This window comes from Pseudomonas sp. N-137 (assembly GCF_034555295.1).
GTDB classification, from domain to species: Bacteria; Pseudomonadota; Gammaproteobacteria; order Pseudomonadales; family Pseudomonadaceae; genus Aquipseudomonas; species Aquipseudomonas rhizophila.
Map to the genome: position 1 here is coordinate 194304 of NZ_JAXUDQ010000004.1, position 12921 is coordinate 207224.

Consider the following 12921-nt stretch of genomic DNA (forward strand, 5'->3'; position numbering starts at 1 on the left):
GGGGTTGTGTCGACTGATTTATGAGTGCCGGGCAGGCTCAGGGCAGATAAATCCGGAACACGCCCCCGCCCAACGCGCCGCCATTGGCAATTTCGGTACGCCCGCACAGGCCGCCACGCTGATGCAACCCGGCAATCCGCGCGGCGAAGTACAAGCCCAGTCCGGTGCTGCCGCTGCTGTGATTGATGCCCTGCACATACTCGGCCTGACGCTCGATCATCTCGGCCGGGTAGCCTTCGCCGTCGTCATTGATGGTCAGCACCAGTTGCCCGGCCTCGTCGCTCGCACTGATCAGCAACGCCTGGCGCGCGTGGCGGATGGCATTGTTGATGCTGTTATCGAGCACCGACGCAATCAGCTCACGATCGAAAAAACCCAGGGGGCTCAGCGGGTCGACCTCGTAGGTGACCATGATCCCGCGACTGCGGAACACATCCTGATGACCGGCCAGTTGCGCCTCGATAAAGTCATCCAGCTCGTGATAGGCCGGATGCAGCGGCAACTGGTTGACCCCCAGCTTGTACAACCCCAGCAACTGCACCAGCAGGCCATTGAGGTGGGCGAACTCGAACTCCATGACGCCCTGCTCCGAGGTCTGCCGCTCGGATTCGGGCAAACGCTCAAGCCACTGGGTATGAGCCTGCATGAGCAAGGTCAGGGAGTTTTTCATGTCGTGCACGGTAGACGCGATCACCGTGGAAAAATCGAGAGCCTGTTCGCTGTCATTCATCGCCAAATGCCTTGCTTCGCAGTTTCTGATAACGCGCAAAACGCGCATCGGTGTCGGGCATCATGCCCACCAGTTTCAGGCAGGCGCGGCACTCCTGCAGCAGCTCCGATTCCACGCTGGTATCGGTGCCATGCAACAGTGACTGCGCCATGTTCAAAGCAATACTGATGTTCTTCGGTTGCATCTTCAGGGCTCGACGGAACAGCTCTCGCGCCTCGGGCAACGCGCCGGTCTTGTAGACGCGCACACCTTCACGGTTCAGCTCGGCGGCGGCATTGCCTTGATTGAGGATATTCGGATCGTCGGTCAGCTTGGCGATGCCTTGCATCACCGTCGGATCATCGCCATAGATCTCCGCGCAGTTCTTGAGCATCGACTCGCCGGCGCTGGTTTGGCCGAGCATCTGCAACTGCTTGGCCACCAGCAACGCGGCCTCGGCGCTCATGAACTGCTCCATGCCGTCGAGGCGCTGCAAGGCCTGCTCGGTGAGCTTTTCGGCGGTTTCGGCATCGTTGAGCAACAGGCTCGTGGCCTTCATCAACCGCGCACGCACCTGCAACCCAGGATCGTTGAGATTTTCCTTGGCCACGGCGCTGAGGGTGGTGTTGATTTCCAGCCGAGTGCGGGTATCCAGGCCTTTTTCGCTGCCCTTGCTGATCAGTGCATGGGCCAGGCCCAGGTTGCTTTCCGGGTCCTTGAAGCGCGACTGCGCGCCCTGCCCCACCGCTTGGCGATAGGCCTTGGACGCGGTCTCGAAATCTTCGTTGGTCATTGCCAGCTTGCCCAGCAGCGACTGCCGTCGCACCGCCAGTGGCGATAGACGAACCGCCTCTTCCAGCACGTGTTGCGCCTGCTTCGTATCGCCTTCGGCCACCAACACTTCAGCCATCCCGTCATACAACGCCGGCATCATCGGGAATACTTTCAAGGCCTTCTCATAAACATCCTTGGCCTGCCCCACCTGGCCACGCTTGAACAACAACTTCCCCAGCCCCGCATAAGCCCACGGCAAAGGACGGTCAGCCAGGATGGTGTTGTACAACCGCTCAAGGGCTTCGTTCTGGTTCAGGTCCCGCAGCGCATCAGCCCGATAACGCAGACACAACGGCCCGTAGCGCGGATCCTGCTTGCACAGGGCGATACAGGCATTGAGCACCTCCATCGGCTTGCCACGATCCAAGGCTTGCAGGATCGGCTTGAGCAGGGTCTTGCGCTGCTCCAGCCGTTCCAGCCGCTGAGCCAGCCCCGAGCGATTGAACGGTTTGGTCAGGTACGCATCCGGCTCATGCTCCAGCGCACTGAGCACCATCGCCTGACTGCTTTCAGCCGTCACCATGAGAAACACACTTTCATGGCTGATCAGCTTCTCGACCATCAGGTCTTCCAGCACCTGCTGACCGTTCTTGCGGCCGTCGCCCAGGTGATAATCCTGCAAAATAAAGTCATAGCGCTTCTGCGAGCACATGCGCAGCGCCACTTCACCGGTGTCAGCGGTGTCCACGTCCTTGACGCCCAGCTCACGCAACATGGACCGGACGGAACTGCGGAAATCCGAGAAATCATCGACGATCAGAAAACTTTTTTGGTGGTACGCCAGCATCGAGGATGTCCAGGCAAGTAAAAAGATGCACCCAATGGCAAAACAACGAAACGCCGTGTCACCGCCCGGTGTGGCGCGCATTGCTAGCCGTTTTCGCGCGCCGAAACGCGATAGAAAACAGGGCTCATCAGGGTATCGGCAGGAAATGGCGTTCCGTTAAGAGATTGTGTGAGGTGGTTCCGGGACCCATCGGCTACCTGCCGGGCATGGAACAGGTGGACCGGGGACATGGTTAACCTCTGCCTGGCCGTGACCTTGAACAGCTTGGTTGGGCGGTTCAGCCCTTAACAAAAGGCCAGCTCTTGGGTTAGGGACTGTAGGCTCTCAGCATCAATGCCCTCCACGACAGTGAATAGCTGGTCGGGGGATGGCTTCTTGTCAGGCTGGGCGGGCTTGGGGTTCAGATAGGAATCGATGACACGCTCGGCGTTGGCGTCGGCTGCGATGTCCAGATGCAGCGGGGGAACGGGAGGGTCTGGTATGAGTTTGTCCATGGAATACCCCTAACGTAAGTGGGAGCCGCCACGTCCGCTGCTAAACGAGTGGGTGGCAGCCGTGCGCAGGTTAGCAGACCGGTACGTTAGGAAACCGGCGCACCCGAGGATGCCCTGCGCATAGCTGCCATAAGAATTCGGGCAACAAAAATGCCCGCATTGAAGGCAGTTGCCATGCGCCTAACGTGATTCCGAGCTGCTAAACCCGACCGCTAATTGGCAGCGGTGGACAAAGACTAGGCACCGGAATCAGCAGGCGCAAGGGACTGGAATTTTCTAGGAAATGTCCTACAAGTCAATGGGGAATATTCTTTCCGTCGGTTCCTACGGCGAGCTGGTTTAGTCGTTCCAGGCCGAAAAAATTGCGTATAGTCCCGCCCGCCGCCTTGCCGCAATCCGCTTTGGTAAACCGCCGTTTCTAGAAGGAGCTTGAATTTGTACAAGGGATTTACAGGAGTCGTTTTTCTGTTACTGGGCGGCTGCTCGCTGCATCCATATTCCAAGGATGAGCTGTTGAACACCGGCACAACCAGCCCCGAGTATTGCCTGACGCAAGAGCGGGCGGTGGTGGAAGAACGCGTGCAAGGCTACCTGAACCACTGCTTCCACCCCCAAGTAACCGAGCTCAACACCGGCGCAAGACTCGTCAACACCATTCAATTGAAAGTCGACCGGAACGCCGAAAGAAGTGACATGGTGCTGTGGGCGCCAACAATTTACGGAAGCCAGTTCTATATGAACCTGATCGTCTCGGAAAAGAACCCCGCCTGCAAAACCACCATGACCGCCGTGGCTTCAGGCTGGGGATTCGCGCGAAACTTTCCGAAGATCCTGGAAAGCGCAAACGGGGAAGACCCGTGGTGCCCGCTATAACCTCCACCAATTGATTAATCAACTGGCTCTCGTGGCAAGGGAGCTTGCTCCCGCAGGGCTGCGCAAGCAGTCCTCGCGCCGCTATAGGTATGTCACGCCCCCCTTCGCTTATCAAACAAGCTGCCCCCTCTACTGCCATCAACGCCTCGCTTAAATCAGCTACGTTGCCGCGGCATAAAATCTTCGATGCTCTTGTTTCTCAGTTGCAGCAGAGACATAACGAATTCTGGCTCGACCCCCATCAGAAACTCCATAGCGTCGTAGATTTTCCATTGATGTATTTCGGGGCGATCTATTATCGAGCTGAGGTGCTGTTTAACAAACGGGATGTACTCCGGATACCGCTCACGCTTTAAGAAGGCGAAAGCGTCAGATATTTCAAAGGGTTCCGTTCCTGCCAACTCGATGATAGTAGACAGTGGTAAAAAAACTTGAGCCCTAGCGACTTCCCTTTGTCCCCTGTCGACCATATTTGCGAAGTACATGGTTACAGCCATGAGGATCTGGCGATAAGTATCATCGTATCCATGCAACCTGTGGGGGTAGGTATTTTTGATAAGTTCCGGCTTTTCCATGCTTTCGCTTAATGCAACCAACCCCTCGAAAATCCCCCAGCTAGTCAACAATTTTGCAGCTTCGAAGCGCACAACATCATCATCTGAATTGCGAAGCAAATCCAACACTGCAGTCATTCTTTCCTGCGGTATATCTTCGGCATCCAGCTCACCTGCCTCGGCGGCATAATCAGCATGATCCGGTATGCCGTGGAGTAGGTCGTAGGTTTTCCGATCCACAATGAACCCTATTTCTGAATGAATTTAATATAGCCGGCCGGTACACAACCCTTGATCAAGCACTCACCATCACGCATCACGTTCACCAGGTCTGACTCCGCCCTGCTCAATGAAGTCTCATTTTTTGGGCTGGGGTTGCTTGTGTATTTATTCCGCGCGGCATTTACCCTAGCCTGAAGCTCAGCAACGACCTCACGATTGCTCAAAAACTTTGTGTCTGGTAATACACCAGAATCTATATCCTGCTGCAATCGCTTGACGTCGATTTCTATTTTTTGAGAGCCGTAATCTTTAGGATTGGATGACACTCTCGGGTCGGTCACAGAAATGTACGGAGAATTTTCAGAACCGCCTCCGCGCACATGTGTCTGAATGCTGCCTGTCCCCTCAAGATTAGGGGGTACCAAATCGCCATTCTCTTTAATGTAGGCCTTTGGCTTTCCATTTCCCCCCACAGATAAAGAAAAATCATTGTCGCTGCGCACTACTACAGGGTCGGCTGGAACTTTAGGCACACTGGAACTGCCAGAGTCTTTAGCACCTTGACTCGCACTACCCCGTCCAGATGCCCCAATCCTCGGCACCCCAAGACTCGCCGCATTCATAGCGCCGACCACAATGTTGCCGATGCCATTCCACGTATCACCATCGTAGACCTGGCCCGCACCGTGTCCTGCTTGGAGTGCACCATTCGCCGCAGCTGCGACCCGAATCGTAGTGCCGAGATTTCCGGTCAGGAAATACAGAGCAGGTGACCCCACGTCACTCATCGCCTGCATTTCACGATTGATGCGCAGGTAACCCTCAGCATCGCGGTACAGCATTTCGCTAGCGCTCTGGTCCCTGGACCAAAAGATGTTGGCCACCGACACGCCGTCCCGAGCTCTCAGGTCGTCGGCGTAGGCAATTCGCTCCTGGGTAGTACCGCCCGCATACGGGTAGTCTCGGTATGGATCCGGTCCGTTTTTAAGCAGATTATTGATGCTCGTGCGAGCAGCCTCCACCCCGTGTTCCTGGCTTTGCTCGTAGCCGTAGACCTGAAGATAAGCGCCCAGCTCTGTTTTCTCTGCCGGAGAAAGCGACGCGGGATCGGTGTGAAAACGCTCCAACAACGCATCGCTACGCTGGTCCGAGCCTTGGAGCACCATCATCTTTTTGGCGGCGTCCAGGCTCTTGGTTTCTTCATACTCCTTGAGAGCTCTGTCTCGCTCCGCTTGGGAGTGGTCTCCGAGGAAGTTGTAACGCGTGCCGTTTTCCGCCACTTGCGCGGCAACGTCCAGATCTCCATTGGGGATCCGTCAGGGACAGACCACGTTTTTACATTACAGAAAACGTGGTCTGTCCCCGTTACCCCGTGCTCGTTGTTCACCGTCCGGGTTTCCATCCAGACGATGTCGTGGGTCAGAGGCGACATGCGGTGAAGTAAGGCCAACGTCCAAGACACGTTGAGCTCCTGCCGCTGGCCTCGCTACGAATCCTACGTAAACCTCAGAAACCGGCGCCTTGCAGCATTGGAGGGATGAAGCTTATAGTCCGCCCGTCGCCCAACATGGCGATTCAGGTTTGGCGACCTGACAGTAGAGAATGCGTAAGCTGAGTGCTTTTTTGCAGTCATTTGCGCACCCGCAAAGTCGTTTTATGGCGGCTGTGCGCGGGAGACCTTCGGGTCTGCCGGTTCTCTATTGCCGGTTCGCCAACCTGCGTACAGCTGTCACCCATTCGTTTGGCGACGTTTGAGTGATGGCATTCACTTAAATAGAGGAAGCCAAAACATGAAACGATACATGCCCATTACTGGCATCGACTGCACACCCGCTACCTTGCTCATCGACACCGAAGCTCCCCTCGACGTCCTTTTTGAAACCGCCGATTACCGTATTCGCACCGTGACTCAGGTATTGGAAAACATCGCGTTCCGTTCGGATATCAGCTCCGATACGGTGGTGCTTGCTGACTTCTGCAAAATGCTGACGATATCGTTGCGCGATGGGTGTGATGTAATGGATGTGATTGGAAGAAGGCTGCGGGCGCAGGCTGCGGAGTAATGAAAACGGGCGACTTGAGGGTCGCCCGTTTCTCAATCCTTAAATCGGATTCAGAGGCCCGATACGCTCGCAACAGGAATACGCTCCTGTGGCTGGGTGACGTCGTAGACATGCTGTTCGCAACCGGCCCCGACGATCACGAACTCCACCAGGTAAACCTTTTGCTTCTCGGGTTTGAAGGTGGAGCTCATAGGGCCGCATGCATAAACAATTTTTTCGGCATAGCGATAGTAGTTCGAGTCGTAGACCCGTGATTCACCGATCACTTCAATCGCCTGTCCGGGATCAGCCTGCACCTCCAACTGAGGGAAGCGCTTTACGGTGGCGCTGTTGGCAACCTCGTTCACTTTGGCGATCCAGCCGAATACCTTGCCACGACCGGAATCGACCACGGTTCCCAAGACCTCGGCACGCTGATCGGCATCGTAACTGCGCCGCACGGAGAATTGCACCGGGTGGGTAAACCCTGTCGACTTCATGATGATCTTGGCATGGTCCGCGTCAGCAACGACCTTGGTTTGCTGCAACTGGACGCCGTCCTTGAGCAGGCTTGGAGAGGAGTCCCTGACATTTGAGTGACAGCCTGCCAAGGCCATGGCTAGAACTAAAACGGTAGTTTTTTTCATGATTACTTCCCTGCAAAACTTGAATGACCGCAGACCACCGAAACACTTTCGACAACAGCAGAGAAAAGGGGCAGATTTATTTATAAACCGAGCACAGCCAATAAGCATGTTCCCTCTGCGCTTCACAAAATAAATCTGCCCCCTGTTCGCCCTTCCGCTTAAAGCTCAGCTTTAGCAGATAGATAAACACTCAACACACCAGACAAACCTACCCGACCAATATAGTCAACGATATATACAGCGGAACTCTCGTCCGCCTCACATACCGGCTCAGACATTTGCTCTTGTAGCCCCGCAACCTCGTAGGCCTTATTAGCAAAAAAACCGATTACCAACAAAATCAAAATCAAACTATTTTGCTCTACGCTTTCAGATGCAAAATTTTCTTCCGCCAACGGTCCGCTCTGCATTTCCTCGGAGTCTAGGTAATATGCTAATTCATCCGCACTGACCCTTCGATCAGATAGCCATAGCCAACATTTATCAACCGCCTCCTGACATTTTTCTTGAGTACCGCTCGCCGAGTCAAAATTACGTAGAGCATAATCGAGCAACAAAAGAAAAATTGAGGCTTTCTTCATCCACATCATATTGTCAATGACCTTAAGAGCCTCTTTATTGTCCATTAATTATTCTCCCACCTTTAACTAGGATCCGTCAGGGACAGACCACGTTTTTACATTACAGAAAACGTGGTCTGTCCCCGTTACCCCGTAAAGACCATAGGTACGACCACCAACCAGATCAACCGTCATCTCCACGGGATCACTGTATTCAGTTCCAATGGCGTGCTTGACGAGAAAAAGGGACAGATTTATTTAAGAACAGCGCAACTAAATAAATCTGTCCCCTTTTCCCGGAAGACATGCCCGAACACTTAGCAATTCGGCCACAGCAATGCTAATCTCCAACGTCCATCCTCCCTCGAATCAATAGCTGTCAACCGGCTTCCCAATGTTCGCAGTGTAGACAGAAAAAAACAATTAGCCTACCACTCTACAGAGCCCCCTCCACCTCCCAACTCAGGTATTTTGGAGTATCCACCACCGACAACTAATTTCTGGCTCAAGTATTATTTTAGCCTCAGACACTGTGTCACCGACATCAAACAAAACATGCATCCCCGCCTCAGAGCCGTCTCTCACCAACTTAATCGATCTTACATTTTCTGAAGAAACATTTACCAGCTCGTGCTCAGAAATACGTAATACGATCTGAAAAGACCGCATGACAGCACTGAAAGAAACATCAACTTCGAGCTGGTTAGACTCTGACTTCTTTATATATCGGCACAATGCCAAGCCTGGATCCACCTCAACTGGCTCCATACCAAATTTCTCCAAAAAATCATACTCGCTTGGAAACTCCATATAACATCCTCAGTGAAGTGGTATGACGGTACTCAGTTTTCGAGTTCCATTATCGAGAACCTGAAACGTGCTCTGAAAATTTGCAGCCTTACCTGACGACCCTATAAACAAGGATTCTCTAACCTCAAACCTACCGTACTCATTAGAGAAAGATTTTATTATGTTACCCTCAGTTCTAGCCGAAAAAAGAAAAGGGGACAGATTTATTTAAGCACAGAGCATTTAAATAAATCGCCCCCTCCCCCCCTAAAGAACTGAGCAAACAAATAAATCTGTCCCCTTTTTCGCTCGAATTTGAAGAGTCGCTGCCAGCTGCTCAAGTGCCTGTATAGACGCACCAGGGGCGACTGCATCCTCTTTGGAAAACTCAAGAAAAATCGCAACTTCGACGATTGCGCGCGCAACACACTTATTAACTTCACTCATATGCTCCCCTCACCAAAACAGGAACGAGAGCAGCCTATTTTTTTATTGAAAAGGCATTTCCACTTTCAGAAAAATAGAATTAGTCTGTTCCCGCGTCCGTTCCCTTTCAGCTTCTCAGGTCGGACTCAGTGCCCTTGGGCACTCGCAATAGGAATACGCTCCTGTGGCTGAGTGACATCGTAGACATGCTGCTCACAACCTGCCCCAATGATCACGAACTCCACCAGGTAAACCTTTTGCTTCTCGGGCTTGAAGGTGGAACTCATAGGGCCGCATGCATAAACAATTTTTTCGGCATAGCGGTAGTAGTTCGAGTCGTAGACCCGTGATTCACCGATCACTTCAATCGCCTGCCCGGGGTCAGCCTGCACCTCCAGCTGGGGGAAACGTTTTACGGTGGCGCTGTTGGCAACCTCGTTCACTTTGGCGATCCAGCCGAATACCTTGCCACGACCGGAATCGACCACGGTTCCCAAGACCTCGGCACGTTGGTCCGCATCGGAACTGCGCCGCACGGAGAATTGCACCGGGTGGGTGAATCCTGTCGCCTTCATGATGATCTTGGCGTGTTCCGCGTCAGCGACGACCTTGGCTTGCTGCAACTGGACGCCATCCTTGAGCAGGCTTGGCGAGGAGTCCCTAACGTTTGAGTGACAGCCTGCCAGGGCTATGGCTAGAACTAAAAAGGTGGTTTTCTTCATGATGACTTCCCTGCAAAATTTGAATGACCACAGACCATCGAAGTACTTTCGACAAAAGCGGAATGGAGATGACCACGTTCTAGTAATCGATGACTAATTTGGACATCGCTTAACCTGAACGTCCTAACAACCTTGCCCACCATCTAGGCTTGGCGACTGGCTCAGGTGTTGGAACAGCTTCTTCGCTGGGATGGAGTAAATCTCCCGGATAGTGTTCATGTCCGATGCAGTCACTATCATCAAGCCCAAAGATTTTCACGGCGGCGACCGCCTCGAAACACCAACGACCAAAATAGCTTCCCATCTCAAGCGGATGTTTTACTGGATCACCATAGATGTACCACCACGGTTGCTGTTTACCGCGCCGGTTCAGCTCTGGATACCAATGTTTTACGAAAGCAAGTAACAACGTTGCTTGCTGCGCCTGTGGCGCGTCAATGGCCTTGAGCAGCCTTGCGTAGGGTTTGGCATGCAGGAGGTTCTCCCCAATCGGCCGCTCTGGTTGACGAGACGCCATGACTCGATCAAGCAGAACGTCCTGCCCACCCTCACCTATCAACGCAACCAAACGAAGCCACTGGTCGTCGGGAATTTCAAGAACGAGCGCCAGACTCACCAACCAGAAACACCAGATATAGTGGTTTAAATTTGCGAGCTCAAAGGTCCAGTCTCGGCAAGTCTGGAGATTGTTTTCTGCACAGATTTCTTCGGAGGTGCGATTGGAGAGCTCCCAAGCGTCTAAAATCCGAGGAAAAAAGCTGGCCATCTCTCCAACATCACCACCGCGGGAATACACCCTAATACCTGCACGTAAACAGTGCTTCGCAAAATTGAATGCGAACTGCGCTCCATACTCGGGATTCGCGGAAGGTTCTGCCAACATTAGATCCGCCCGCTCAATCCATTGCAGATCTTTTACCTGACGGTTGTCCCAATACTCTTTATCACCCATCGGTGCACGAATCATGGAAGAACCCCGTTCAAATTTTTTGAGGGTAATATCTTAGAAGTGTCTATTGATTTGACTTTACCACGCGCATCCAGCACCTCGACCTCCGTGGAGTCATCGGGACGAGTTCTGACGACCCAAGTTTCAGCGCGGTTCGACCGAACAGCAGCTTCTACCTCCAAGCTCTGATCTTGTCCAACCGACCGTTCTAAACGATCACCACCAAGCGTCCACGCTACGGAGCCTTGCTTGCCATCTTGAGTATTACCTAGCCCTGATGACCCCGGTTTTTTGTTGTTACTAAGAAACTTGTATTCGATAACAACATAGTCAACATCCGGGCGATCCACCTTATAAAGATCATCGATCCCCGTCTCCCCAATCCCCGGAACCCGTGCAAGCTTCTGTCCTTCGGGAACGATTTGCTGAACAGAGCGCTCGCCAAACAAATCACCCATGACGCTTTTCTGCTGTTTGGTTAAAACTGCCAGATCCATCATCGGCTGGCCATCGGGACCAAAGATACCAAAAAAGGGGACAGATTTATTTATCAACGTACAAACCAACAAGCCTGCTCACCTCATAAATAAATCTGTCCCCTTTCGATCAATAAATGGGCACCCCAAACATGTTAAGTAAGTGCCATTCAATTCTGTCCCTTTTTTCACTACCCTTTTCTCACTATTCCAGTCATTTTCACTACCTCAGAATTACCCCTGAGATTGCAAGCGCCAAAAATCCATTCCATCCACTATCCAATATTTTTTCTCACTCGGAATCAACTCTCCGAACTCACTAGACGCTTTTGCATTCCAATCTGAAGGGACATAAGACTCATGCGACCTATCCCAATCAACATGTTGAAATATCCTACTATCAAGATTTATGTAGAATCGAGGCAGCCTCATCCTTAGCTTATCCCACTCGGCCAGACGAGCTTCTGCGCGACCAGACAAAACGTCTTCTATATGTCTATAGAACTCAGCAAAATAGGCAACGGAGTGACCATATTTAAAAAAAACACCCATCCAAGCAGAAGAGTAAACTTTAACCCCGTTATTATCTAGGTAACGTTGAAATGTATTAATATCTAGGACCGGGACGCCACCTCTAAACGCGGAAATGGCAGCATCATAAAGATCACCATCCATAACACCGCGTTCAACATACCCTCGATACTCAGGTCTTACATCAACGCAAAAATTTTCTTTATCATCTGCGAGGTAATAGCACCTACCGCCAACGACAAACACAGCCAAGTCCTTCCTTCCTTCGAAAATATTTTCAAGCAGGCTGTCAAAATCATTTACCAAATTCATCAACAAACTCCCTACTTGTTAACACCCGCGCTTTCGAAAAGTTTTGCTCAATCAGACGATCCCATAGCTTAGGTAATTCTAGTGAGATACTCGGCTCGCCTTTACCCGGATCGACAATTTTAGGAGCATTAGGGTCCCTAGGTACGTTCGGCATCGGCTTTTGTTGAATCGCCGAAGCCATGATTTCCTTATGCAAAGATGCATCCACTTCAAAAACCACTACATCCCCATCAGTCCGTCTGTTTGCAAAAAAAGGGGACAGATTTATTTACTTAGAAGCAGAACATCAGCCCCGCTTACGCTTAAAAAATAAATCTGTCCCCTTTCCTGTTTTTGCTCCTTTTTGCTCATTATATCTGTGAGGGGTCTTAGGCGTCGCCCCCCCCCCCCCCGTATCTGTTGTATCGTCACGATAGACAAGTAGATGGCCTCTGGGCCAGTCACCCGCCCACCCACACGGCCATCCACCTTTTAGATAGGTAGAAAATATTCCCTCAAAAAAATCATTCGTCTTACCTTGAACAGCTCGACTATATAGACAGCACTTTAGATCCGAGACAATATCATCCAATAGTTCTCTATGCTTCGGGGAGAGCTGCTTTTGAACTGAGTTACTCAACTCATCCAAAAGTTCGGATAATTTAATATCCATCTCAGAATATTTTTCGCCCCCCCGTAAACCATATCCCAAACCTCACTCATCTTCTCAGATCTTAAGTCAGACCAGGTGAAAGATTCTTCCCCATAAACCTGAACCCACGCATATTTTTTTGCCGCATCAAGATCAGCAATTTGGGCATTCTCCAAAACAACTTGCTTGACAGAACTCAAGAGCAGCCCACTATTTACAAAGCCAATAACTTCATTTACCAGATTGCTATTTTCAGCCAACTCTACTTCCCTAACCATTTCAACCAAACCTCCGTCTTAGCGCCGTCTACGTTGCGGACCAGAGAAAAGGGGACAGATTTATTTAAGAACTGAGTACACAAAT

Annotated in this window: 17 protein-coding genes; 2 read left to right on the forward strand and 15 right to left on the reverse strand. The window is 51.8% G+C overall.

Annotated features, from left to right (window positions below):
• Nucleotides 1-37: 37 nt before the first annotated feature.
• The 3 genes from T3A99_RS01295 to T3A99_RS01305 form a co-directional block, all read right to left on the reverse strand.
• Nucleotides 38-730: a sensor histidine kinase gene (locus tag T3A99_RS01295; RefSeq protein ID WP_047228767.1), complete on the reverse strand. Its 693-nt coding sequence runs from the start codon at nt 728-730 to the stop codon at nt 38-40.
• Nucleotides 723-2330: a tetratricopeptide repeat-containing response regulator gene (locus T3A99_RS01300; protein ID WP_047228768.1), complete on the reverse strand. Its 1608-nt coding sequence runs from the start codon at nt 2328-2330 to the stop codon at nt 723-725. Before T3A99_RS01300 ends, T3A99_RS01295 begins: the two co-directional genes overlap by 8 nt.
• Nucleotides 2331-2614: 284 nt before the next feature.
• Nucleotides 2615-2824, reverse strand: a complete 210-nt coding sequence (locus tag T3A99_RS01305) for a hypothetical protein (protein ID WP_223194580.1) — start codon at nt 2822-2824, stop codon at nt 2615-2617.
• A gap of 435 nt (nt 2825-3259) precedes the next feature.
• On the opposite strand from T3A99_RS01305, the gene T3A99_RS01310 reads away from it, so the two are divergent.
• Nucleotides 3260-3697, forward strand: coding sequence for a hypothetical protein (locus tag T3A99_RS01310; RefSeq protein ID WP_047228769.1), 438 nt, complete (start codon nt 3260-3262; stop codon nt 3695-3697).
• A 155-nt stretch (nt 3698-3852) separates the two neighbouring features.
• Here the strand turns inward: T3A99_RS01310 and T3A99_RS01315 are convergent, their stop codons facing one another.
• Together T3A99_RS01315 and T3A99_RS01320 are read right to left on the reverse strand one after the other, a co-directional pair.
• On the reverse strand, nt 3853-4491 hold the full coding sequence (locus T3A99_RS01315) for a hypothetical protein (protein ID WP_047228770.1): 639 nt from the start codon (nt 4489-4491) through the stop codon (nt 3853-3855).
• 8 nt (nt 4492-4499) lie between these two features.
• Nucleotides 4500-5753: a hypothetical protein gene (locus T3A99_RS01320; protein ID WP_274091121.1), complete on the reverse strand. Its 1254-nt coding sequence runs from the start codon at nt 5751-5753 to the stop codon at nt 4500-4502.
• Between the two features lie 510 nt (nt 5754-6263).
• On the opposite strand from T3A99_RS01320, the gene T3A99_RS01325 reads away from it, so the two are divergent.
• Complete coding sequence (locus T3A99_RS01325) at nt 6264-6536, forward strand: hypothetical protein (RefSeq protein ID WP_274091122.1); 273 nt, start codon at nt 6264-6266, stop codon at nt 6534-6536.
• A gap of 50 nt (nt 6537-6586) precedes the next feature.
• On the opposite strand, the gene T3A99_RS01330 is transcribed toward T3A99_RS01325, so the two are convergent.
• From T3A99_RS01330 to T3A99_RS01375, 10 genes are all read right to left on the reverse strand, one after another.
• Entirely contained in the window at nt 6587-7162 is a 576-nt protein-coding gene (locus T3A99_RS01330) for a hypothetical protein (RefSeq protein ID WP_274091123.1), read from the reverse strand.
• A 158-nt stretch (nt 7163-7320) separates the two neighbouring features.
• Complete coding sequence (locus T3A99_RS01335) at nt 7321-7788, reverse strand: Imm6 family immunity protein (protein ID WP_322833873.1); 468 nt, start codon at nt 7786-7788, stop codon at nt 7321-7323.
• Between the two features lie 396 nt (nt 7789-8184).
• On the reverse strand, nt 8185-8532 hold the full coding sequence (locus T3A99_RS01340) for a hypothetical protein (protein WP_274091125.1): 348 nt from the start codon (nt 8530-8532) through the stop codon (nt 8185-8187).
• A gap of 246 nt (nt 8533-8778) precedes the next feature.
• Nucleotides 8779-8958, reverse strand: a complete 180-nt coding sequence (locus T3A99_RS01345; protein ID WP_274091126.1) for a hypothetical protein — start codon at nt 8956-8958, stop codon at nt 8779-8781.
• 125 nt (nt 8959-9083) lie between these two features.
• The gene (locus T3A99_RS01350; protein ID WP_274091127.1) at nt 9084-9659 is read right to left on the reverse strand and encodes a hypothetical protein; all 576 of its coding nucleotides are present in this window, start codon (nt 9657-9659) and stop codon (nt 9084-9086) included.
• A gap of 109 nt (nt 9660-9768) precedes the next feature.
• The gene (locus T3A99_RS01355) at nt 9769-10626 is read right to left on the reverse strand and encodes a PoNe immunity protein domain-containing protein (protein WP_274091128.1); all 858 of its coding nucleotides are present in this window, start codon (nt 10624-10626) and stop codon (nt 9769-9771) included.
• Complete coding sequence (locus T3A99_RS01360) at nt 10623-11177, reverse strand: hypothetical protein (RefSeq protein WP_274091129.1); 555 nt, start codon at nt 11175-11177, stop codon at nt 10623-10625. Before T3A99_RS01360 ends, T3A99_RS01355 begins: the two co-directional genes overlap by 4 nt.
• Before the next feature lie 141 nt (nt 11178-11318).
• Entirely contained in the window at nt 11319-11927 is a 609-nt protein-coding gene (locus T3A99_RS01365) for a hypothetical protein (RefSeq protein ID WP_274091130.1), read from the reverse strand.
• Nucleotides 11911-12147 carry a hypothetical protein gene (locus T3A99_RS01370; protein ID WP_274091131.1) on the reverse strand — a complete coding sequence of 79 codons (237 nt, stop codon included), beginning with the start codon at nt 12145-12147 and terminating at the stop codon, nt 11911-11913. Before T3A99_RS01370 ends, T3A99_RS01365 begins: the two co-directional genes overlap by 17 nt.
• Nucleotides 12148-12542: 395 nt before the next feature.
• Nucleotides 12543-12836, reverse strand: coding sequence for a hypothetical protein (locus T3A99_RS01375; RefSeq protein ID WP_274089906.1), 294 nt, complete (start codon nt 12834-12836; stop codon nt 12543-12545).
• Nucleotides 12837-12921 lie beyond the last annotated feature (85 nt).

What these genes read in the sequence shown, in the direction of transcription:
- T3A99_RS01295 (WP_047228767.1), bottom strand. Translation starts at nt 730, where the DNA reads ATGAATGACAGCGAACAGGCTCTCGATTTTTCCACGGTGATCGCGTCT.
- T3A99_RS01300 (WP_047228768.1), bottom strand. Translation starts at nt 2,330, where the DNA reads ATGCTGGCGTACCACCAAAAAAGTTTTCTGATCGTCGATGATTTCTCG.
- T3A99_RS01305 (WP_223194580.1), bottom strand. Translation starts at nt 2,824, where the DNA reads ATGGACAAACTCATACCAGACCCTCCCGTTCCCCCGCTGCATCTGGAC.
- T3A99_RS01325 (WP_274091122.1), top strand. Translation starts at nt 6,264, where the DNA reads ATGAAACGATACATGCCCATTACTGGCATCGACTGCACACCCGCTACC.
- T3A99_RS01330 (WP_274091123.1), bottom strand. Translation starts at nt 7,162, where the DNA reads ATGAAAAAAACTACCGTTTTAGTTCTAGCCATGGCCTTGGCAGGCTGT.
- T3A99_RS01335 (WP_322833873.1), bottom strand. Translation starts at nt 7,788, where the DNA reads ATGGACAATAAAGAGGCTCTTAAGGTCATTGACAATATGATGTGGATG.
- T3A99_RS01340 (WP_274091125.1), bottom strand. Translation starts at nt 8,532, where the DNA reads ATGGAGTTTCCAAGCGAGTATGATTTTTTGGAGAAATTTGGTATGGAG.
- T3A99_RS01345 (WP_274091126.1), bottom strand. Translation starts at nt 8,958, where the DNA reads ATGAGTGAAGTTAATAAGTGTGTTGCGCGCGCAATCGTCGAAGTTGCG.
- T3A99_RS01350 (WP_274091127.1), bottom strand. Translation starts at nt 9,659, where the DNA reads ATGAAGAAAACCACCTTTTTAGTTCTAGCCATAGCCCTGGCAGGCTGT.
- T3A99_RS01355 (WP_274091128.1), bottom strand. Translation starts at nt 10,626, where the DNA reads ATGATTCGTGCACCGATGGGTGATAAAGAGTATTGGGACAACCGTCAG.
- T3A99_RS01365 (WP_274091130.1), bottom strand. Translation starts at nt 11,927, where the DNA reads ATGAATTTGGTAAATGATTTTGACAGCCTGCTTGAAAATATTTTCGAA.
- T3A99_RS01375 (WP_274089906.1), bottom strand. Translation starts at nt 12,836, where the DNA reads ATGGTTAGGGAAGTAGAGTTGGCTGAAAATAGCAATCTGGTAAATGAA.